At 73.7% G+C, this 20,230-nt stretch carries 22 protein-coding genes; 13 read left to right on the top strand and 9 right to left on the bottom strand.

From position 1 onward, the window contains the following. Window positions 1-44: 44 nt before the first annotated feature. The 5 genes from ACZ4UV_RS05980 to ACZ4UV_RS06000 all read right to left on the bottom strand — a co-directional run bounded on the left by ACZ4UV_RS05980 (window position 45) and on the right by ACZ4UV_RS06000 (window position 2,179). Window positions 45-224, bottom strand: coding sequence for a hypothetical protein (locus ACZ4UV_RS05980; RefSeq protein WP_451017005.1), 180 nt, complete (start codon window positions 222-224; stop codon window positions 45-47). Further along, complete coding sequence (locus ACZ4UV_RS05985) at window positions 200-784, bottom strand: vitamin K epoxide reductase family protein (protein WP_451017004.1); 585 nt, start codon at window positions 782-784, stop codon at window positions 200-202. The genes ACZ4UV_RS05980 and ACZ4UV_RS05985 overlap by 25 nt, the downstream gene beginning before the upstream one ends. Further along, on the bottom strand, window positions 784-1,284 hold the full coding sequence (locus ACZ4UV_RS05990) for a DUF5949 family protein (protein ID WP_451017003.1): 501 nt from the start codon (window positions 1,282-1,284) through the stop codon (window positions 784-786). The genes ACZ4UV_RS05985 and ACZ4UV_RS05990 overlap by 1 nt, the downstream gene beginning before the upstream one ends. Before the next feature lie 136 nt (window positions 1,285-1,420). Further along, on the bottom strand, window positions 1,421-1,711 hold the full coding sequence (locus ACZ4UV_RS05995; protein ID WP_390040430.1) for a hypothetical protein: 291 nt from the start codon (window positions 1,709-1,711) through the stop codon (window positions 1,421-1,423). A gap of 228 nt (window positions 1,712-1,939) precedes the next feature. Further along, on the bottom strand, window positions 1,940-2,179 hold the full coding sequence (locus ACZ4UV_RS06000; protein ID WP_390039866.1) for a chaplin: 240 nt from the start codon (window positions 2,177-2,179) through the stop codon (window positions 1,940-1,942). A gap of 255 nt (window positions 2,180-2,434) precedes the next feature. Here ACZ4UV_RS06000 and ACZ4UV_RS06005 point away from each other — a divergent pair, with 255 nt between their 5' ends. The 9 genes from ACZ4UV_RS06005 to ACZ4UV_RS06045 all read left to right on the top strand — a co-directional run bounded on the left by ACZ4UV_RS06005 (window position 2,435) and on the right by ACZ4UV_RS06045 (window position 12,883). After that, the gene (locus ACZ4UV_RS06005) at window positions 2,435-3,526 is read left to right on the top strand and encodes a DUF3344 domain-containing protein (RefSeq protein ID WP_451017002.1); all 1,092 of its coding nucleotides are present in this window, start codon (window positions 2,435-2,437) and stop codon (window positions 3,524-3,526) included. 58 nt (window positions 3,527-3,584) lie between these two features. Continuing rightward, window positions 3,585-4,817 (top strand): glycosyltransferase, encoded by a 1,233-nt coding sequence (locus ACZ4UV_RS06010; RefSeq protein ID WP_467835966.1) that lies wholly within the window; start codon window positions 3,585-3,587, stop codon window positions 4,815-4,817. Further along, on the top strand, window positions 4,814-6,235 hold the full coding sequence (locus ACZ4UV_RS06015; protein WP_451017000.1) for an exopolysaccharide biosynthesis polyprenyl glycosylphosphotransferase: 1,422 nt from the start codon (window positions 4,814-4,816) through the stop codon (window positions 6,233-6,235). The genes ACZ4UV_RS06010 and ACZ4UV_RS06015 overlap by 4 nt, the downstream gene beginning before the upstream one ends. A gap of 2 nt (window positions 6,236-6,237) precedes the next feature. After that, entirely contained in the window at window positions 6,238-7,548 is a 1,311-nt protein-coding gene (locus ACZ4UV_RS06020) for an O-antigen ligase family protein (protein WP_390039858.1), read from the top strand. An 80-nt stretch (window positions 7,549-7,628) separates the two neighbouring features. After that, the gene (gene murJ / locus ACZ4UV_RS06025; protein ID WP_467835969.1) at window positions 7,629-9,251 is read left to right on the top strand and encodes a murein biosynthesis integral membrane protein MurJ; all 1,623 of its coding nucleotides are present in this window, start codon (window positions 7,629-7,631) and stop codon (window positions 9,249-9,251) included. Continuing rightward, window positions 9,235-9,990, top strand: coding sequence for a polysaccharide deacetylase family protein (locus ACZ4UV_RS06030; RefSeq protein ID WP_390039854.1), 756 nt, complete (start codon window positions 9,235-9,237; stop codon window positions 9,988-9,990). Before murJ ends, ACZ4UV_RS06030 begins: the two co-directional genes overlap by 17 nt. Next, window positions 9,991-11,130, top strand: a complete 1,140-nt coding sequence (locus ACZ4UV_RS06035; RefSeq protein ID WP_451016998.1) for a glycosyltransferase — start codon at window positions 9,991-9,993, stop codon at window positions 11,128-11,130. Continuing rightward, window positions 11,127-11,768, top strand: a complete 642-nt coding sequence (locus tag ACZ4UV_RS06040; RefSeq protein WP_467835971.1) for a YveK family protein — start codon at window positions 11,127-11,129, stop codon at window positions 11,766-11,768. Before ACZ4UV_RS06035 ends, ACZ4UV_RS06040 begins: the two co-directional genes overlap by 4 nt. After that, on the top strand, window positions 11,765-12,883 hold the full coding sequence (locus tag ACZ4UV_RS06045) for a GNAT family N-acetyltransferase (protein WP_451016997.1): 1,119 nt from the start codon (window positions 11,765-11,767) through the stop codon (window positions 12,881-12,883). The genes ACZ4UV_RS06040 and ACZ4UV_RS06045 overlap by 4 nt, the downstream gene beginning before the upstream one ends. 23 nt (window positions 12,884-12,906) lie before the next feature. Here ACZ4UV_RS06045 and ACZ4UV_RS06050 read toward each other — a convergent pair whose 3' ends face one another. Beyond that, complete coding sequence (locus ACZ4UV_RS06050; RefSeq protein ID WP_467835972.1) at window positions 12,907-14,235, bottom strand: glycoside hydrolase family 26 protein; 1,329 nt, start codon at window positions 14,233-14,235, stop codon at window positions 12,907-12,909. Window positions 14,236-14,397: 162 nt separating this feature from the next. Here ACZ4UV_RS06050 and ACZ4UV_RS06055 point away from each other — a divergent pair, with 162 nt between their 5' ends. Both ACZ4UV_RS06055 and ACZ4UV_RS06060 read left to right on the top strand, forming a co-directional pair. Beyond that, window positions 14,398-15,783 (top strand): carboxylate--amine ligase, encoded by a 1,386-nt coding sequence (locus ACZ4UV_RS06055; RefSeq protein WP_467835974.1) that lies wholly within the window; start codon window positions 14,398-14,400, stop codon window positions 15,781-15,783. Continuing rightward, entirely contained in the window at window positions 15,783-17,039 is a 1,257-nt protein-coding gene (locus ACZ4UV_RS06060; protein ID WP_451016994.1) for an FAD-dependent oxidoreductase, read from the top strand. Before ACZ4UV_RS06055 ends, ACZ4UV_RS06060 begins: the two co-directional genes overlap by 1 nt. Before the next feature lie 65 nt (window positions 17,040-17,104). Here ACZ4UV_RS06060 and ACZ4UV_RS06065 read toward each other — a convergent pair whose 3' ends face one another. From ACZ4UV_RS06065 to ACZ4UV_RS06075, 3 genes are all read right to left on the bottom strand, one after another. Continuing rightward, window positions 17,105-17,881 (bottom strand): LPXTG cell wall anchor domain-containing protein, encoded by a 777-nt coding sequence (locus ACZ4UV_RS06065; protein WP_467835976.1) that lies wholly within the window; start codon window positions 17,879-17,881, stop codon window positions 17,105-17,107. A gap of 118 nt (window positions 17,882-17,999) precedes the next feature. Then, the gene (locus tag ACZ4UV_RS06070; protein WP_390039838.1) at window positions 18,000-18,251 is read right to left on the bottom strand and encodes a chaplin; all 252 of its coding nucleotides are present in this window, start codon (window positions 18,249-18,251) and stop codon (window positions 18,000-18,002) included. A 268-nt stretch (window positions 18,252-18,519) separates the two neighbouring features. Further along, complete coding sequence (locus ACZ4UV_RS06075; RefSeq protein WP_451016992.1) at window positions 18,520-18,936, bottom strand: rodlin; 417 nt, start codon at window positions 18,934-18,936, stop codon at window positions 18,520-18,522. Window positions 18,937-19,207: 271 nt separating this feature from the next. On the opposite strand from ACZ4UV_RS06075, the gene ACZ4UV_RS06080 reads away from it, so the two are divergent. Together ACZ4UV_RS06080 and ACZ4UV_RS06085 are read left to right on the top strand one after the other, a co-directional pair. Next, a complete protein-coding gene (locus ACZ4UV_RS06080; RefSeq protein ID WP_294002033.1) occupies window positions 19,208-19,621 on the top strand; it encodes a rodlin in 414 nt (137 codons plus the stop codon). Between the two features lie 154 nt (window positions 19,622-19,775). After that, complete coding sequence (locus ACZ4UV_RS06085) at window positions 19,776-20,186, top strand: rodlin (protein WP_451016991.1); 411 nt, start codon at window positions 19,776-19,778, stop codon at window positions 20,184-20,186. Window positions 20,187-20,230: the final 44 nt, after the last annotated feature.

Consider the following 20,230-nt stretch of genomic DNA (forward strand, 5'->3'; position numbering starts at 1 on the left):
CGAGAGGAGCGACGTCCGTACCGGGTAACGAGCCGGAGTCGGCATCAGTTCACAATTCGCCCGGGTGCAGCATTAGTCGGCTGTTCACCAATCCACTGGTCACTCATCAGCTGGTCACTCATCAGATGGTCACTGATCGGCTGATCGGCAATCCACTTCTCCCGAATTCCGCTTTTCTTTTGTGCAGTTGTTCGGATGTTCAGCTGGTCCAGAAGTCCCACCATCGGGTCAGGATCAGCATGCCGACGACCCCGGTGTGCAGCACCGGCAGCACCCAGGTGAACTCGCCGAGGAACTCCCGCAGCCCGCGCGGCGCGGGCAGGAACCGATGGCGTACGGCGAAGGAGGTGACGTACCAGAACAGGACGATGGTGGCGACCCAGGCCAGGCAGCACCACAGGCACAGCGCGCCGATCCGGTACAGCGACTCGAACTGGAGCCAGGACACGAACCCGACGCCGAACGTACAGCCGGCGTCGAAGGTCAGCCAGTACCAGGCGGGGAAGCGGGCACCGGCCAGCAGGCTCACGCCGACACAGATCACGACGCCGTAGGCCACCAGGCCCAGCATCGGGTTGGGGAACCCGAACGCCGAGGCCTGGGCGCTCTTCATCACGCTCCCGCAGGACACCACCGGGTTGAGGCTGCACCCGGGCACGAAGTGCGGGTTCTCCAGCAGCTTGAACTTGTCGAGGGTGATGACCCAGGAGGCCAGCAGCCCGGCCGCCCCCGCAACCAGCGTCAGCAGCGCGAACCCCCGCCCGCCGCCCGCGGTCCCGGTCATCAGCCGCGCAGGCTGCGGGCCGGCAGCACGACGTGCGCGGCGGCCGTCAGGGTCTCCTCGGCCCCGGCGAAGTCCTTCAGCGCCTCGGGGGTGACGGGCTTGCCGGGCTCGCCCTCGGGCCACGGGCGGGTGGTGAACACCAGGTAGGCGTAGCCGCGTTCGCCGACCGCGGCGAGCCATTCCGCGGGCGCGGGGCACTGGGCGTTGAGCGGGGCCAGGCTGAGGACGGCCTGGCCGGCCTCGACGAGCAGCGTGACGGGCAGGCTGGGCCGGGCGGTGCCGTCGACGACGTCGCCGCCTACCGGCACCCCGTTGTTCGCCAGCAGCGCCTCGATCGCGGCCCCGGTGGCCTCGGGACCGCCCTCGGCGTCACCGAGGGAGTAGGCCAGCAGATAGGGCATGTCAGTGCCGTCGGGGGCCTCGCCGCTCCAGGCCAGCACGACGAGCGTGCCGAGGTCGGCGAGGCGGAAGGGGCGGGTTTCGCTTGGGGTTGAGGTCACCGCGCGACCCTACCGACGGGCCGTACGGCGGCCGGGTGCCCGCTCACCCGGTCGGCGGACACCCGCCCACCGGGCCACACGAACGAGGGACACCCCTCGGTGTCCCTCGAACGCTCCCGGCCCGGCCCGTCGCCGCTCAGCTCTGCAGCGGCAGACCGCCCAGCAGCGGGTTGTGCTGGTTGAGGGCGGCGGCCGCGGTCTTGACCGTGTTGAGCGGGGAGCGCTTGTTCTCGGTGTCGAGCGCGTTCGTCTGGTGCCGCAGCGGCATCGCCTGGTTCAGGTCCAGGCCGTCCTTGGTGAGCGTGTTCACGGCGCCGTTGAGGCTGGTGGGCGTGAGGTCGGCGGTGTTGTAGGCGAACGCGGGCGCGGCGACACCGACGAGAGCCACGGAACCGGCGGCGACGGCGACGGCCTTCAGCGACTTCATCATGTTCCTTTCTTCGGCGACTTTCGGCAACGCAAGCCGCCCGGGGGAATTCCGACGTCATGCCCAACGATGCCCCGGCGGACCGGAAACCCCGTTTTCGGAAGACATATGAGATCCCGTGCGCACCGGGCGCCCGGGCACGGTTCGGGGGGCGGCCGGAAAAACTGACCGGCCGTCCGCCCGCGGGATGCGCGGGCGGACGGCCGGCCGAAGGGAACAGCCGCCGCGTCAGTCGCTGACGCAGGTGTTGCCGAAGCCGGGGTTCAGCAGGCCGATCACGTCGATGGTGTCGCCGCAGACGTTGACCGGCACGTGGATCGGAACCTCGATCACGTTGCCCGACACCACGCCCGGGGAGTGGGTGGCGGCGCTGTTCGCACCGCTGTCGGCGGCAGCCGCACCGGCAGCGCCGGCGACGGCCGCGACGGCGGCGGTGGACAGGACCAGGCCCTTCGCGATACGCGACATGGAGAGGTCTCCTTGGGGTCGAAACAAACATTCGGGCGGATGCCCAGCGCTGTGTCAACGCGCGCCACCGCCCCGGGTTGTGCCGCCGAAGGAGTGATCTCCGGGGAACCGCCTTCACGACTCCGACACACTTGCCCGGTTTTGACGGATTAATACGGATAGCGACTAGAGTTGTGAGCCTCCCGACTTACCCGTATTGACATCACATCGCACTCTTCGCGTCACCCCCTCCTCCCTGAAAGAACGAAGCCGGTCATGCGCTATCTCCTGGGCCCGCTGCTGTGCCGTGCGTCGGCGAGCGCGCTCGTCCTCGCCTCGGTCTGCGCACCGGGCACCGCCCGGGCGACGGCCCCGCCCGCCCCCGAGGCCCCGCGCATCCCCTTCGCCGAGCGCTACCACGCGGTGCTGCGCGGCGGTTTCGCCCGCGCGGCCAACACGTCCGTCAGCTGTCGTACGACGCCCGGCGAGCCGTACGAACCGTCGTGCGCGGCCGTGCGGGAGGGGCGGCTCCCGGCGGTGAACGGTGACTTCGACATGTTCTATGCCGACGTCGACGACGACCCCGACACGTACAACTCCTCCCGCGCCGAGCTCCGGCTGCCGCAGGGCTCCCGGGTGACGTACGCGCGGCTGTACTGGGGCGGCAACCTGCTGGCCGGCGAGCAGAAGCCGGCCGCGGACGACGGCCGGGTGCTGATCGCCGAACCCGGAGGCGCCTACAAGGAGTTGCTCGCCGACACCATCGTGGGTCACCGCGCCGGCCGCGGTGCCGACGCCTTCCAGGCCTCCGCGGACGTGACCGCGCTGGTCCGCTCCAGCGGACCAGGGCTGTGGACGGTCGGCCAGGTGAACGCGGCCGCGGGACGGTCCGGGGCCGGTGCCTGGGGCGGCTGGACGCTGGTCGTGGCGTACGAGAACCCGGCGCAGCCGCTGCGCACGCTCTCCCTCTGGGACGGCTTCGACTCCCTCGACACACCGGCCGAGGTACGGCTGAACGGGCTACACGCCCCGCGTGGCGCCTTCGGCCGGGTGGGTCTGGTGGCCTACAACGGCGACCGGGGCGGCACCGGCGACTCGCTCACCTACACCACCGCCGGGCACGCACCCGTCCCGCTCCAGGGCCCCGCCGACCCGGCCGAGGACGTACTCAACTCCACGATCAACGAACCCGGCCCGGTACGCGCCCGGCGTGAGCCCGCGTACGCCAACACGCTCGGCTACGACTCGGATGTGTTCGATCTAGGTACTGGTCTCGCCCAGGGCGGTGACCAGCTGACCTTTCGGCTCGTTTCCCAGCGCGACGCGGCGTGGGCGGGCGCGCTCTTCGCCGCCGCGGACGCGCGGTAGTACGCCGCGTCCCCGCCCGCAGTCCCGAGCGCGCCCCCCGTGAGCGAGGAATCCGCGTATGCACCGATCAGCCACCGACCCTCGGCCACGGGTCCTCCACCTGGCGCAACCCGTCGAGGGCGGAGTGGCCCGGGTCGTCCTGGACCTGGCGAAGGCCCAGCTCACGGCCGGTCTGCGGGTCACGGTGGCCTGCCCCGGTGGTGAACTGGCCGAGCGCGCGCGGGACCTGGGCGCCGAGGTGCGCGGGTGGCGCGCCGACCGCTCGCCGGGCGCCGGTCTCCCGGACGAGGTACGACGCCTCGGCCGGCTGCTCGACGAGGTACGGCCCGCGCTGGTGCACGCGCACAGCGCGAAGGCGGGCCTCGCCGGACGGCTCGCCGTGCGCGGGCGTGTCCCGACCCTGTTCCAGCCGCACGCCTGGTCCTTCGAGGCGGTCGGCGGCGCCACCGCCGCGCTGGCGCTGAGGTGGGAGCGGTGGGGCTCGCGCTGGGCGCACCGGGTGGTGTGCGTCAGCGAGGCCGAGCGCACGACCGGCGTGCGCGCCGGGATCCGCGCCCGGTACACGGTCGTCCCGAACGGCATCGACACCGAGCACTTCACGCCGGTCGCCCCGGTCCCCCCGGGCGACCGGCCCGCGGGGGCTCCCCTGGTCGTCTGCGTCGGGCGGCTGTGCCGACAGAAGGGCCAGGACGTGCTGCTGCGGGCCTGGCCCGAGGTACTGCGCCGGGTGCCGGACGCCCGGCTGGCCCTGGTAGGCGACGGACCCGACCGGGACGCGCTGCGCCGGCTCGCCGCCGCCTCGGTCTCCGCCGCCTCCGCCACCGCCTCCGCCGCCTCCGCCACCGCCTCCGCCGCCTCCGCCACCGCCTCCGGCGCCGCCCCGGTCGAGTTCGTGGGCCCCGTCGCGGACGTCCGCCCCTGGTACCGCGCCGCCGACCTGGTGGTGCTGCCCTCGCGCTGGGAGGGCATGGCGCTGTCCCCGCTGGAGGCGCTGGCCTGCGGACGGCCGGTGCTGGTCACGGATGTCGACGGCGCCCGCGAGAGCCTGCCGCCCGGCCAGGCGGCGCACTGTCTGGTCCCGCCGGGGCGTCCGGGTGCGCTGGCCGGGGCCGTCGCCGCGCTGCTCCTCGACCCGCAGCTGCGCACCTCGCTCGGCGGCCGGGGGCGTCGGCACGTCCTGTCCACGCACGATGTGCGGCGCACGGCGGAGGCGGTCGCGGAGCTGTACCGCGAACTCCTCGGCGGGCGGCCGCTGGTGTCCTTCGAGCGCAGGGAGTCCATCCACTCGTGACCGCGGAAAGCACCGTCCCCTCCCCCGGCGCCCAGCCCCGGGACCACGGACTCTCGCCCGTCTCCGTCCTGCCGCCGCGCACCGCCGGCGGCTTCCGGTTCCCGCTGCGGCGGCCGCCCGCGCGGCCCGCCTCCCCGGTACCGCTGCTCGCCGCCGACCTGTGTGCCGCCCTGCTCGGCACGGCCGCGCTCGACGAGGCCGCCCGCCGGCCGGCCCTGGTCGGTCTGCTGCTGGCCGGGGCGATACTGCTGCGCCCGCAGACCATCCGGCGGATGACCGGAATCCTGGACGAACTCCCGACCGTCTGCGGCCGGATCGCCGTCGTCTGGCTGGGCCTGGCCGCGGCCGTCGCCGCCTGGGCCCCGGACCGCGCGCTGTCCCTCCGCGTCCTGCTGCTCGGCTTCGCCCTGCACGCGGCGGCGGCCGGCGCGGGCCGCGGCCTGGTGCACTGGCGGCGCCGCCTCGCCCTGCTGCGCCGGCCGCGCGCCGCCCTGGTCATCGGCCCGGCCGCCACCGCCCAGCGGGTCGCCGCCGCCGTGCTGCGCCACCGGGGCTGCGGAGTGCGCCCGGTCGGCGTCGTCGCCGAACACCCCGAGGGCACCGACGGCCTGCCCGTGCTGACCACCGGCGAGGAGGTCGAGCGGGCCCTCATCCAGAACGGGGTCCGGGCCGTCCTCACCGTCCACCCCGCCGTCCGCACCGAACAGGGCCCGCTGCTGCGGGCGCTGGCCGAGTCGGGCTGCGTGGTGTGGGAGGTCGACGCGGACTCACCGGCGTACGAGATGCGCGACCAGCTCGCCGGTTTCTCCTGCCGCCGCCTGGAGATGGGCCCGCGGCGGCGCGGCAGCATCGGCAAGCGGATCCTGGACATCGCCGTCTCCGGGGCGGCGCTGGTGCTGGCCGGGCCGCTGCTGCTGGTCTGCGCGACGGTGCTGCGGATCACCGACGGGCCGGGGGTCGTCTTCCGGCAGGAGCGAATCGGCAAGGACGGCCGCCCCTTCACCCTGCTGAAGCTGCGCACCCACCGGCCGGTCGACGAGCACGAGGCCGCGACCCGCTGGAGCGTGGCCGGTGAGGTCAAGATGAGCCGCTTCTGCCGCTTCCTGCGCCAGACGTCCCTGGACGAGCTGCTCCAGCTGTGGAACGTGCTCTGGGGCGACATGAGCCTGGTCGGCCCGCGCCCCGAGCGGCCGTACTTCGTCGGCCAGTTCAGCCAGGCCTATCCGGGCTACGCGGCCCGCCACCGCATGCAGACCGGCATCACGGGACTCGCCCAGATCAACGGGCTGCGCGGCGACACCTCCATCGAGGACCGGGCCCGCTTCGACAACGCCTACATCGACAACTGGTCGCTGTGGCAGGACATCTGCATCCTGCTGCGCACCGCGGCCGCGCTCGTGCGCTCGACGGGGAGCTGAGAATGAGCTTCGCACTGTCACCGGCCAGGCCGCTGCGGCTGCCGCCGGTGCTGGCCGCGGTCGCCGTACTCGCGGTCCTCGCCCTGCCACTCGCCCCGGGCGGCGGGGAGGGCGGTGCCGGGCCCGCCGATGCGGTCTCCGCCCTTGTGGTGCTGTACGCCGCGCTGCGCACGCTGCGGGAGCGGCGGCGCCCGCTGTCCGCCACGGCCGTGGCGGTGCTCGGCATGCCGGTCGTGGGGCTGGCCGTCGCGGCGATGGGCGCGGCCTCACCGGGCGCCGGGCTGACCGGCCTCGGCCGCTACCTCCAGGTGTTCGTCCTGGTCCCCGCCGCCGTCGTGCTGCTGGTCCGGGACCGCGCCGACTTCCGGCTGCTGGCCTGGTCGTTCGTGGGGCTCGCGGTCTGGCAGGGCGCGGTCGGGGTGCACCAGTACGTCACCGGGACGGGGGCGTCGTACCAGGGCGAGGAGATCCGCGCGGTCGGCACGTTCGGGCCGCAGGACGTGATGGGCATGGCGACGGTGGTGTCGTTCGGCCTGGTCTGCGCGCTCGGGCTCGCGCTCGGGCGGTCCCCGGTACGGCAGCGGGTGGCGGCGGGTGCGTGCGCGCTCGGGCTGCTGCTGCCGCTCGCCGTCTCCTTCAGCCGGGGTGCCTGGATCGCGACCGTCCTGACCTGCGGTGTGCAGCTCGCCCTGGCCGGGCTGCGGCGGGCGCTGAAGGTGGCCGCGGTGGCGGTCGCGGCCGGCGTGGTGCTGGTGGGCGGCTTCGGGATCGGTACGGCGATGCTCCAGGAGCGGCTCAGCAGCATCGGCCAGGTCACGGACGCGCCGGACCAGTCGGTGGTCGACCGGTACACGCTGTGGGCGGCGGCGACGGGGATGTGGCGGGAGCACCCGGTGACCGGCGTCGGCCTGAAGAACTTCCCGGCGTACCGGGACTCGCACGCCTCGCTGGCGCTGTCGTCCGGGAGCGACACGGAGGGGGCGGGGGCGGCGTACCGGAAGCAGCCGCTGCTGTCGCCGCACAACATGTACCTGCTGGTGCTCAGCGAGCAGGGGCTGCTCGGGCTGCTTGCCCTGGCGGGCAGTTGGCTGGCGCTGCTGGTGTGCGGGGTGCGGGGGCTGTGGCGGGTGCGTGCGGGTGACGGTCTCGACTGTGCGCTGGTGGGGTGCGGGCTGCTGCTCTGGCAGCTCGTTGATTTCGCGTACGCCGACATCGGGGGGCCGTCGACGGTTCTCACGGCGGTGGTGTTCGGGGCGGTGGCGTGGTGGGCGTTGGCCGGGGCGGAGCACGACGAGGAAGCTGCGGCACGGTGACTGTGACGCCGGGGGTGGAAGGGTCGGATGTCGACTGCGGGCCGGTGGGGGCTGATCGCGCCCACGCGGCGGAGCCGCACATGTCACAGCCCCGCGCCCCAGGACAGGGCACTGCCGGGGCCGGAGTCGAAGGGGCACCGCCCACGCGTGGTTTTCTCGCCAAGGCCGCCCTCGGCACCGCCGTCTTCTCCGCGCTCGGCTCGTTGCTCGGGCTGATCCGTGACCAATCCCTCGCGCGGCTGTTCGGGGCCGGGCGGGACACCGACGCGTTTCTCGTCGCGTGGACCGTGCCGGAGTTCGCGGCGACGCTGCTCATCGAGGACGGGCTGGCGTTCGCCCTCGTCCCCGCGTTCAGCGTGGCCCTTGCCCGGCGGACGCAGGGGGCGCCCGGCGATCCCGTCCGGGCCCTGGTCGCCGGGACGCTGCCCAAGCTGGCCCTGGCCTTCGCCGGTGTCGGCGCCCTGCTGATCGGCGGGGCCCCGCAGCTCGTGAAGGTGCTCGCGCCCGGCCTCCGGGACCCCGCGCTGGCCGTCGGCTGCACCCGGCTCACCGCCACCTGCGTGCTGACCTTCGGGCTGGCCGGGTACTGCAGCGCCGCCCTCCGCGCGCACCGGCGCTTCCTCGCCCCGGCCGCGATCTACGTCGCCTACAACGCCGGCATCATCGCGGCGATGTTCGCGCTCGGCGGCCACTGGGGCGTGCGGTCGGCGGCGTTCGGGGTGGCGGCCGGGGGCGCCCTGATGGTCGTCGTACAGGCTCCGTCGCTGCTGCGGCAGCTGCGGCACCGGCCCGGGTCGCGGGAGGAGGGTGCGGCCGGCACCGAGGAGCGGCCCCTCAACGTGGCGCTGATGGCCACCGTGCTGCTGTTCGCGCTGTGCCGGCAGTCGCAGGTGCTGATCGAGCGGTTCCTCGCCTCGCACCTGCACTCCGGGGCCATCTCGCACCTCAACTACGCGCAGAAGGTCGCGCAGATCCCGATGACGATGTCGATGATGCTGTGCACGGTCACCTTCCCGGTGGTGGCCCGGGCCCTGGCCGAGGGCGACACCGAGCGGGCCCGGAGCCGGGTCGAGCGGGATCTCTCGGTGGCCGCGAGCGTGGTGCTGCTCGGCACCTCCGTGGTCGTGGCCTGCGCGCCGCAACTCGTCCACCTGCTGTTCCAGCGCGGGGCGTTCACCGCCGCGGACACCACCGCCACGGCCGGGGTGATGCGCGTCTACGCGCTCGGGCTGCTCGGGCAGAGCCTGGTCGGGGTGCTGGTCCGCTCCTACTTCTCGGCGGGCCGCGCCTCCTGGTACCCGGTGGGCGCCATGGCCGCCGGGATCGTGGTGACCTCCTGGATCGGCACCCTGACGGTCGGCTCGTACGGCGTCACCGGCATCGCCGCCGCCAACGCCACCGGCATCACCACCACCGCGGTGCTCCTGCTGGCCGGCACGGGCCCGCGCAGCGTCCCGATCCGTACCCGGCGGGTGCTCGTCGAGCTGAGCCGGCCGGTGCGGGCGGCGGTGGCCGCGACCACCGTCGGGATCTTCGTGGCCGCGCAGCCTGCGGACCCGTTCACCGGTCTGGCCGCCGGCGCCACCGTCGTCACCGTCCTCTTCGTCCTGCTCGGCCGGGCCCTGGACGCCCAGGGCTTCGCACCCGCACTCCGTTCCGTAGCCACCGTCACCCGAAGGCTCGCGCATGCCGTCTTCCATTGAGTCCGCCGCGAGGGCCGGACGCGTCACCGGCCCGGTCCCCTGGGTCGCCATGTACCACTCCGTGGGCGACTGTTCCGACGACCCGTACCGCGTCACCGTCTCCCCCGGCCGTCTGGAGAAACAGCTGAGCTGGCTGCGCCGGCGCGGGCTGCGCGGGGTGTCGGTCGCCGGGCTGCTCGCCGCCCGGGCCCGCGGCGAGGGGCGCCGGCTGGTGGCGCTGACCTTCGACGACGGGTACGCCGACTTCCTCGACCACGCCCTGCCCCTCCTCGACCGCTGGGGCTGCGGCGCCACCCTCTTCGTGCTGCCCGGACGGCTCGGCGGCGACAACGCCTGGGACCCGCTGGGCCCGCGCAAGCCGCTGCTGACCGCCGACGGCGTCCGGCGGGCCGCCGGAAGCGGGGTGGAGATCGGGTCCCACGGGCTCACCCACGTCGACCTGACGAAGGCCGACGCGGAGACCCTGCGCGCCGAGACCGCCGACAGCCGGGCGCTCCTCGAGGAGCTGGTCCAGGCCCCCGTCGAAGGCTTCTGCTACCCCTACGGCACCGTCGACCGGCGGGCCGTCGACGCCGTGCGGGACGCCGGATACGGCTACGCCTGCGCCATCGACCCGGGCCCGCTGGCAGGCCCGCACGCCCTGCCCCGCGTGCACGTCGGACAGAACGACCACGCCGCCCGCCTCTTCCTGAAGTACCGGCTGCACCGGCTGCGCCGCCGTCCCGTCCAGGGGCTGTGAATGAAGGCCCTGCACGTCATCACAGGCCTCGGGACCGGCGGCGCGGAGCAGCAGCTGCGGCTGCTGCTGCGGCACCTGCCGGTCGCCTGCGACGTCGTCACGCTCACCAACCCTGGGCCGGTCGCCGACGGGCTGGCCGCGGACGGGGTACGGGTGGTCCACCTCGGGATGGCCGGGAACCGGGACCTGGCCGCCCTGCCCCGCCTGGTCCGGCTGATCCGCCGGGGCCGCTACGACCTCGTCCACACCCACCTCTACCGGGCCTGTCTCTACGGCCGGATCGCCGCGCGCCTCGCGGGGGTCCGAGCGGTCGTCGCCACCGAGCACTCGCTCGGCGACTCGCAGCTGGAGGGGCGAGAACTGACCGCCGGGGTGCGGGCGTTGTACCTGGCGGGTGAGCGGCTCGGGCGGTCCACCGTGGCCGTCTCGCCGACCGTCGCCGAGCGGCTGCGCCGGTGGGGGGTGCCGGGGCCGCGGATCGAGGTCGTCCCGAACGGCATCGACATGGACCGGTTCCGCTTCGACCCGGCCCGGCGCCGGCTCGTCCGCGACCGCCTGGGCATCCCGCAGGACGCCTGGGTCGTCGGCGCCGTCGGACGGCTCGCGCCCGGCAAGCGGTTCGGCGTCCTGGTCGAGGCCCTCGCCCGGCTCCCCGCCGACTGCAGGCTGTTGCTGGTGGGCGGTGGCCCGGAGGAGGACGCCCTGCGGCGCACCGCGCGGACGGCCGGGGTCGACGGCCGGGTGCTCTTCGCCGGTGAGCGGCCCTACGCCTCCGACAGCGCGCGGGAACCCGACCTGCCGGCCCTCACCTCCGCCATGGACGTGCTCGCCTCACCCTCCGCCGAGGAGGCCTTCGGCCTCGCGGTCGTCGAGGCGCTGGCTGCGGGGTTGCCCGTGCTCTACAGCTCCTGCCCGGCCGTCGAGGACCTGCCGCCCGCCGCCGCCCCGGGCGCCCGCCGCATCACGGGCGGCGCCGCCGCCTACGCCGAGGCGCTGGCCGCCGCCCGCGCCGCCGGCCCCGGCCCGCGCGGCGCGCCGGACGCCGCCCGTCACTACTGCATCACCCGCAGCGCCGCCCAGCTCATGGACGTCTACGCGGCCGCACTCGCCACCACACCCCAGGGAGCCAGTACGCCATGACCGAGAACACCGTCCGAGCACCCCGCCCGTTCCCCCGCGCCATCCCGCCCTGGTCGCTGCTGGCGGCCGGGGTCCTCGCCGGCGGGCTGCTGGGCGGCGCCTACGGCGTGCTGACGCCGCCCAGCTACACGGCGACCGCCTATGTCATCGCCGTCACCGCCGACAAGTCCGACACCGCGTCCGCGCAGGGGTTCGCGCAGGCCTACGGCCGGGTCGCCACCCAGCTCGCGGTGCTCGGGGACGCCCAGATGTGGGCCGGGGTGCCGTTGAAGACGCTGCAGAGCAGTGTGCAGACGGAGACCTCGCCGGACGCGCCGATGGTCGCCGTCTCGGCCACCTCTCCGCACGCCCTCCAGGCCACCGACATGGCGAACGCGGTGGCCCGCTCGCTCATCCAGCACGCCAACGACACCAAGAGCGACACGAACGTCGAACTCCTCCCGTTCTCCCGGGCCCCGAAGCCGACCACGCCGACCTCCGCGTCCTCGAAGGTGACCGGCCTCGTGGGCGCGAGCGCGGGCGGGCTGCTGGGCGGTCTGGTGCTCCTGGTACGGCCTCGGCGCCGGGTGGAGGAGTCCGCCCGGCAGGCCTCGGTGCCCGGCCCGGCCGTCGCCGCCGACGTACACGGACAGCTGTGACGACGACGGCCCACCCGACGCTCGCCGCGTACACCACCGAACTCGTCACCGACGAGGGCGCCTTCGCCGAGCTGGCCCCCGCCTGGGGCCGCCTCTACCGGCGGTGCGGCACGGCCACCCCCTTCCAGAGCCACGCCTGGCTGCACTCCTGGTGGCGCTCCTACGGGACCCCCGGCCGGCTCCGTCTCGTCCTGGTCCGCTACGGCGGTGAGCTGGTCGGTGCGGCCCCGCTGACGCTGGTGCACCGGCCGCTGCCCACGCTGGTGCCGCTCGGCGGGGCGATCTCGGACTACGCGGACGTGCTGCTCGCCGACGCCGACGACGGCCGGGTTGCGGACACCCTCACCCGGGAACTGGCCGAGGCGGCCCGGACGGCGCTGATCGACTTCCGCGAGGTACGGCCCGGCGGCGCGGCGGAGCGGGTCTACGAGCGCTGGCGCGGACCGTGCCGGAAGGTGCCGGACTCGGTCTGCCTGGAGCTGCCGGCCGTGTCGATGGACGAGCTGGTCGGCCGGCTGCCCTCGAACAAGGCCCAGCGGGTCCGCGCGAAGCTGCGCAAGCTGGACTCGCTCGGGGTGCGCCGGGACGTCGTACCGCCCGACGGCGTGGACGCGGCGCTGCGCCGCCTCCTCGACCTGCACCGGCTCCAGTGGCAGGAGCGGAAGGTGACCACCGAGCACCTCCAGTCCCGGTTCCAGGAGCACCTGGTGCGCTCGGTGGGGCCGATGGTGCGGTCCGGGGACGCGGTGGTCACCGAGTTCCGGCTCGACGACGAGGTGGTCGCCGTCGACCTGACCCTGCTGGCGCCGAGTCTCGCCGGCGGCTACCTGTACGGGGCGCATCCCCAACTGCGGGAGCGCAAGGCGGACGTGGCGGTGATGCTCCTGGACGCCTGCACCCAGCACACCGGCACCGGTGAGCGGGGCGCGCTGAGTCTGCTGCGCGGCGACGAGCCGTACAAGCACCACTGGCGGCCCCTGCCGGTCGTCAACCAGCGGCTGCTGCTGGCCCGGCGGCGCACCGCCCCGCTGCTGACGGCGGCGCTGTGCGACGCCGCCGCCCGGCAGCGGATCAAGGAGGTGCGGCAACGGTGGAAGGAACGCCGGCAGGAGTAGGGGATGCCGGGCGTACCCGTCCGTCAGTCGAGGCTGAAGCAGAGCTTTCCGCCGAGCCAGGACTCGATCCAGGAGCCCAGGTCCATCGACGTGCAGCCGGACGCGGGCGCGTCGCTGGGCGTGGCGGCCGGGGTCTCGGCCGGGGACGAGATGTCCGGCGACGGGGTCGTGGACGGTGTCGGGCTGGGTGTCGGGGTCGTGGCCGGCGTCGTGGTGTCGGTACGGCCGAAGAGGGCCTCGCGGTAGACGTGTGCGGAGCGCGGGTTGACCGAGCACTGCCAGATACCGTGCGGGCAGTAGTCGGTCAGCGTGTTGTACAGCGGCTTGTGCTCGTCCATCCAGGCGAGCATCCGCCGCATGTACTCGGCGTCGTCGCCGTTGCGGAAGAGACCCCATTCCGGATAGGAGACGGGTTTTCCGTGGGCTTTGGCGAAATCGACGTGCTGCTGAAGTCCGTAGGGCTCCCGCACCTGTTGGTCGAAGGAAAGTCCGGTCGGCTGGTCGTACGAATCCATGCCGATGACGTCGACCGTGTCGTCCCCCGGATAGCACTGCGTCCACGGAACGGCGTCACGGCCCCGGCTCGACGTGAAGTCGAACCGGAATTTCTGGCCCGGCACCGCACGCATGGTGGTGACGATCCTTTTCCAGTACGTCTTCCAGGCCTCCGGGTCGGGCCCGCAACGATGGGTGTAGGTAATGCCGTTCATCTCCCAGCCGAGCACGATGACCGTGTCCGGGACCCGCAGTGCCACCAGCCGCTCGGCCAGGGCCCGGAAGTGGTGATCGAACTCTCCGGCCGCGCCCTGGCGCAGCAGCGAGCGGACCTCGTCGTCCCCGATGCCCTCCTCGTTGCGCTCCTGCATGGGCACGTTGAGGACGAGCGTCCGGTCGGCCTTCTCCCGTCGCCAGTGCGCCCAGACGTCCAGGAAACCGGGGGCTCCCTCGATGTCGGCCCAGCGGTTGCCGGGCAGATACGTGTGCGCGACCTTGAGCTCGGTGCCGCCGAGCCAGCTGCTCAGCTGGGCCATGCGGGCGACGCCGAGCGGGCCGGAGTCGAGGAACGCCCCGAAGGCCGGGGGCGTCGCCTTGGCCGACGCGCCGACGGCCGGTGCGTCGGCGGCCGGGGTCGGGGTGGGCAGGGGTGCCGCCGATGCCGGGACGGACGTCGTGGGCGTCGGGACGGCCGTCGTCGGTGACGGAGCCGGTGGGCCGGTGGTCCGTGCCGCCCCCGCGCTCTCGGCGAATCCCGGGCCGGCCGCCAGGGCCGCCGAGGCGACGACGACGGCCGCGGCGGCCACGGCCGGCCGATACCACCAGAACCGCTTCCGCTCCCGATGCTGTGGGGCCATGCCCGCTCCTTTCTCCACCAGTTACTCGTCCATTCGCAGCACCCCTGAGGAAGTGCCAGTTACTGACACTCAGTCATATCAATATGAATTCCGCCAGTGCGGTTGCGGCTTTCGGGTGCCCCGAAGGCCCGCACGGGTGAACCGAATCAAAGGAAAAGGTCCGTGTCGCTGCTAGACATCCGGGTTCCCGCGGTTCTGCTGCGGATCGACCGGAACCCCTTTCACCACGGCACCCTGGGGGCCGTGCGCTCGCTGGGCAGAGCCGGGGTGGAGGTCCACGTGGTCGCCGACTCCGCAGGAAGCCCGGTCCGCAGATCCCGCTTCGTCCGGCAGCTGCATCCGCCGCCGGCGCCGGGCGCGTCGCCCGCCGAGATCGCGGCCGTGCTGCGCCGGGTGGCGGCGCGGATCGCCCGCCCCGCGGTGCTGATCCCGATGGACGACGCGAGCGCCATCGCGGCCGGCCGGCTCCGCGCGGAGCTCGCACCCTCCTACCTGCTCCCGCAGCAGCCCGGCACCCTGCCCGAACGCGTCGCCGACAAGGCCGAGCTGGCCGAGGTGTGCGCGGCGGCCGGGATCCCGCACCCGCCGACCCTGGTCCCGGACAGCGCCGAGGAGACCGCCGCCGCGGTCCGGCGGCTCGGCCTGCCGGTGATCGCCAAGTGGAGCCGGCCCTGGCTGCTGCCGGCCGGGTCCGGGCTGCGCAGCACGGTCGTGGTGCGCTCGGAGCAGGAGGCGGTGGAGCTGTACCTGCGCGGCGAGGAGGCGGGCAGCAGGCTGCTGCTCCAGGAGTTCCTGGCGCCGGGCCCGGACCGCGACTGGTTCTTCCACGGCTACGCCGACCGCACCGGGCAGGTGCGCGCGGGCGGCCCCGGCCGCAAGCAGCAGGCCTGGCCGCGCGCCGCCGGGCTGACCGCGGTCGGCCTGTGGACGCCCAACCCGCAGGTCCAGGCGATGGCCGAGCGGCTCACCGGCGAGCTGGGCTTCCGGGGCATCTTCGACCTGGACTTCCGGCGCTGCGGCAGCACCGGCCGCTACCACCTCCTCGACTTCAACCCCCGTCCGGGCGCCCAGTTCCGGCTCTTCACCGACAGCGCGGGCCTGGACGTCGTACGCGCCCTGCACCTGGACCTGACCCACCGTCCGCTGCCGGACGGGGTGCCGCTGGCCGGGCGGGCGTTCGTGGTGGAGAACTACGCGCCGCTGAGCGCGCTGCGTCCGGCCCCGCGCGGGCGGGAGCTGGCCTGGTCCGCGCCGGACGACCGGGGGCCGGGCCTCGCGATGTGGGGGCTGTGGGGCCGGCATGTGGCGGGCCGGCTTCTGGACCGGCTGTACGACGGGACCGCGGTCCCGGCACCGCGCCCGCACACCCCCGTGGTCCGCCAGGGCGGGGAGCCCCTCGTGCCCGCCGCCCAGCCCGTGGAACCCCTCGTGCCCGCCGCCCGGGACGAGGAACCCACCGGTGTGGCCGGTGTCCCCGCCTCGCCCGGCGCCTCCAGCCTCTCCGGTCAGCCCGACCGGTCCGACGACGAGAAAGCGAGCAGTTGCTGATGTACGACCTGCTGGTGGTGGGCGCGGGCCCGTACGGCCTGTCCATCGCGTCCCACGCCTCCGCGGCGGGCCTGAACGTGCGGGTCTTCGGCCGTCCGATGGCGTCCTGGCGCGACCACATGCCCCGCGGGATGTTCCTGAAGTCGGAGCCCTGGGCCTCCAACCTGTCGGACCCCGAGGCGCGTTGGCGGCTGGACGTCTACTGCGCGGGCCGCGGAGTGGCGGCCCGGCACGGGCAGCCGATCCCGCTGGAGATGTTCGCCGAGTACGGCCTGTGGTTCGCCCGCAACGCCGCGCCGCCCGTCGACGAACGCATGGTCACGCGCATCGCGCCGCGCACCGGCGGCTTCGAGGCGACGACGGCGGACGGCGAGGTGCTGCGCGGCCGGACGGTCGCCCTCGCCGTCGGCGTACTGCCGTTCGTCGAGATCCCCGCGGCCGTGCGCGGCCTCTCCCCCGACCTGGTCACGCACAGCAGCCACCACGCCGACCTGGGCCGCTTCCGGGGCCGGGACGTCACGGTGATCGGCGGCGGCCAGGCGGCCCTGGAGACGGCCGCGCTCCTCGCCGAACTGGGCAGCCGGGCAAGGGTGCTGGTGCGCGCGGACCAGCTGTTCTGGAACGAGGTGCCGCCGCCCTGGCAGCGGCCGTGGTGGCAGTCGGTCCGCGCCCCGCACAGCGGGCTCGGTCCCGGCTGGCGCAACTGGTTCTACTCCGAGCGGCCCGGACTGTACCGGCGGCTCGCCGAGCCGACCCGGACCCGGATCGCGGCGAACGCCCTCGGTCCGGCCGGCGCCTGGTGGGTGCGGGAACGGGTGGAGTCCGGGGTGGAGGTGCTGCTCGGCCGCGAGGTCACGGCGGCGCGCGCGACGGCGGGCGGGGTGCGCCTGGACACCACGGTGCGCGGTGGCGGGGTGGGCACCCTGGTGACCGAACACGTCATCGCGGCCACCGGGTTCAGGGCGACCCGGGGGCGGCTCGGGCTGCTCGCCGACGACCTGCGGACGACCCTGGTGACCGGGGCCGACGGGGCGCCCGAGGTGGGCCGGGACTTCGAGTCGTCGTATCCCGGGCTGTTCCTGGCCGGTCTGGTCACGGCGGCGGGCTTCGGTCCGGCGATGCGCTTCGTGCACGGCGCCGGCTTCACCGCTCCGACGCTGGTGCGCGGGGTACGGCGGCGGCTGCGCTCGGGGCCGGCCGGCTGGGGCGTGCCGGCCGGGCGGCGGGAGTCCGCGCCGGACACGGTACGGAGCTGACGGGCGGGTGCCGGGCCTTTCGGGCGTCCGGCACCCTGCTTCCGGCACCCTGCTTCCGGCTTCTGCTACGGCCGACGGGAGGCCGCTCGTCCCCGGCGGAACAGGACCGCCCCACCCGCGAGGAGCGCGGCGCCGGCGGCCGAGGTCGCGAGCATGGCCGCACTTCCGGTGTGCGGCAGGCTGGGCGGCGTCCCGTGGTGCTGCCCACCGTGCGGAGGCGTCCGGCCCGGCGGCGGGGACGTCGGCGGCTGCGTGGCCGGCGGCGGCGATGTCGGGGGCCGTGTGGTGGTAGGCGGGGACGTCGGCGGTTTCGTGGTCGGAGGCGGAGACGTCGGCGCGGGCGGGGTGTCTTCGCCGTACGCGGGCGGGGTGTCTTCGCCGTACGCGGGCGGAGTCTCCTCACCGTATGCGGGCGGAGTCTCGTCGCCGTACGCGGGCGGAGTCTCCTCACCGTAGACCGGCGGCACGTCGTCGCCGTAGGCCGGAGGCGTCTCGCGGTTGTCGGGCGGCGGAGCGGTGCCGGTCTCGCCGCCGGAGTTCCCCTCGGAGCCGTGTCCCGAGCCCTCGCGTGCGCGGTCGCGGGTGTGCTCGTCCGAACCCCGGTCACCGCCGCAGGAGTTGCCGACCGCCGGGTGCGAAGCGGTGGCGGTGTCGGCCGAGTCGGCGCAGTGGTCGGCCGGAGCGCTCGCCGGGGTCCGGACGGCCCCGCCCGGCACGGCACCCGCCGAACCGGCCACGGTCCCGGTCGGGTCCGTGCCGGCGAGCGCGGGACTGCCGTACAGGGACAGGATGCTCGTCGCGGCGGCGGCCGCGAGCATTCCCCTGCTGAGGGTCTGTCGCAATCTCGTTGTCTTCCTGCTCGTCGAAGTGGAAAGCCGGCCTCGGACCGCGGATGCGAAGAATCGGCGGTCCGAGGCCGGCCATGACGCAGCCGGGAGGCTGGTGCGCTGTGTGACGCCGTCAGTCGTTGACGCAGGGGTTGCCGAGCGCCGGGTTCAGCAGGCCGATGACGTCGACGGTGTCGCCGCAGGCGTTGACCGGGACGTGGACCGGAACCTCGATCACGTCGCCGGAGATGACGCCCGGGGAGGTGGAGGCAGTGCCCTGCGCACCGGCGTCGGCGAAGGCGGGGACGGCAGCGCCCAGCGCCAGGATGGTGCCGGCGATCACAGCGGCGGTCTTCTTCATGAACTTTCCCTTCTCTGCGGTCATGCCCGTATGTCGGCCGAAACCGAGCGAGCACAGCATGAACGGCTCGCACCATGACCGGCAGGCTGTAGAACGAGGAATAGACAGCCGAAGAAACTACGGAACGCCCACTGTCGGTTAATTCACTCGAACGCCCTCGCAGAATTGACATAAAGAGAGGAAACGCTTCTTTGACGCGTCTTCCGACGGCGGGAATTACGCGGCCACGACGAAAGCCCGCCCGGGAGCGCATGAACACGCGCTGCCCGGGCGGGCTTCTACCGGACCAGGGTCACTGGTTGGCGACGCCGTTGGCCGCGAGGACCGCGATGTCGTCCACGACGTGCGACAGCGGCTCGTCGCCCTTGGCCTGGGTGGAGTTCTCGGCACACTGCTGGTTCTGCGGCGCGGACAGGACCGGGATGTCCTGGGCCACCCCGACGGCGGCGATGAGGCCGAAGATCCCCTGGGCGTTCGCCTTCGCCGGGAGGCCGACACAGAGCTTGTTGAGCGAGCCCTGGACCAGGGTGGCCTGCGGGCTCATCTTGCCCTTGGTCACCGAGTTGCCGAACGCCTCCTTGGCGTCGTTGCCGCTGGCGGAGGTGGTGCCGTGGTCGTTGCCGGTGGCAAGCGCCTGGGGGGCTGCCGCCGCCGACACGCCTACGACGGACACGGCGACCGCCGCCGCGGCCATTGCCTTCTTCAGCATTTCGCTATTCCTTTCCTGCCCTGGCTCCAGGCCAAGACGGACGTTCCTGCCCGGCATCAACCGCCCGCATCCGGAATGGTTGCGGCACCGGACGGCACGTCACCCGTTCGGACCGACGGTCGCCCGGAATTCCCCGAAAACCCGGGCCGGCGCACAAACCGGGGATTGCCGGACCGTGGGCCATTGGAGTGAAGCGGAGCAACCAAACGGAGCGCGTGCAGTTGACCAGTGCGCTCCGGTGGACGGGGTGTCCTCAGAAGGGAACTGACAAGTGATCAAGAAGGTTCTGGCCGCCGCCGCAGTCGCAGCCTCCGTCGTCGGCGCCTCCGCTGCCGCCGCCTCGCCGGCCCTGGCCACCGGCAACGACCACGGCACCACCTCCGCCAGCGGCAACGGTGCCCAGCAGGCGTTCGGCAACTCCGCCACGTACGGCAACATGAGCCCCCAGCTGGCGCTCATCCAGGGCTCCTTCAACAAGCCCTGCATCGGCCTCCCGGCGAAGCTGAACCTCCAGGGCCTGGCCGGTCTGGGCGCCGTCGGCGTCCTGCAGGACGTGCCGATCCTGTCCGCGCCGCAGAACCAGCAGTGCGTCGAGAACTCCACCCAGGCCAAGGGCGACGAGCCGCTGTCGCACATCCTGGACGACATCTCCGCGCTGTCCGCGAACGGCACCGGCAACAAGTAGTCCGGAAGCCCTCCGGGCCCCTGCGCGAGGGCGCCGGTCGGTTGATCCGACTGCGCTACGCCAATCGGGGCATACCACGCAACTTTGGCGAATCCGGGTAGGTTGACGATCACGCAGCTCCTCCCCGGAGTCCGCCTTTCGAAAGGGAACGAACATGAAGAAGCTGTGGGCAACCGCGGCTGTCGCCGTCACCGTCGCCGGTTTCGCTGCCACGGCCGCTCCCCAGGCCCTGGCCACCGGCAACGACAACGGCACCACCTCGGCCAGCGGCAACGGCGCCAAGTCGGAGTTCGGCAACTCGGCCACGTTCGGCGACCAGAGCCCGCAGCTCTCGCTGGTCCAGGGCTCGCTCAACAAGCCGTGCGTCGGCCTTCCGGTCAAGGCGAACCTGCAGGGTCTGATCGGTGCGCTCGCCCTCGGCGTCGCCCAGGACGTGCCGATCCTGTCCGCGCCGCAGAACCAGCAGTGCGTGGAGAACTCCACCCAGGCCAAGGGCGACGAGCCGCTGTCGCACATCGTGGACGACATCGCGGTCCTGTCCGCGAACGGCGTCGGCAACAAGTAGCCGACACGCCCCGCGGGCGGCGGGCCACCGGTTCCTCCGGTGGC

It is taken from the genome of Streptomyces sp. NPDC028289 (assembly GCF_055565975.1).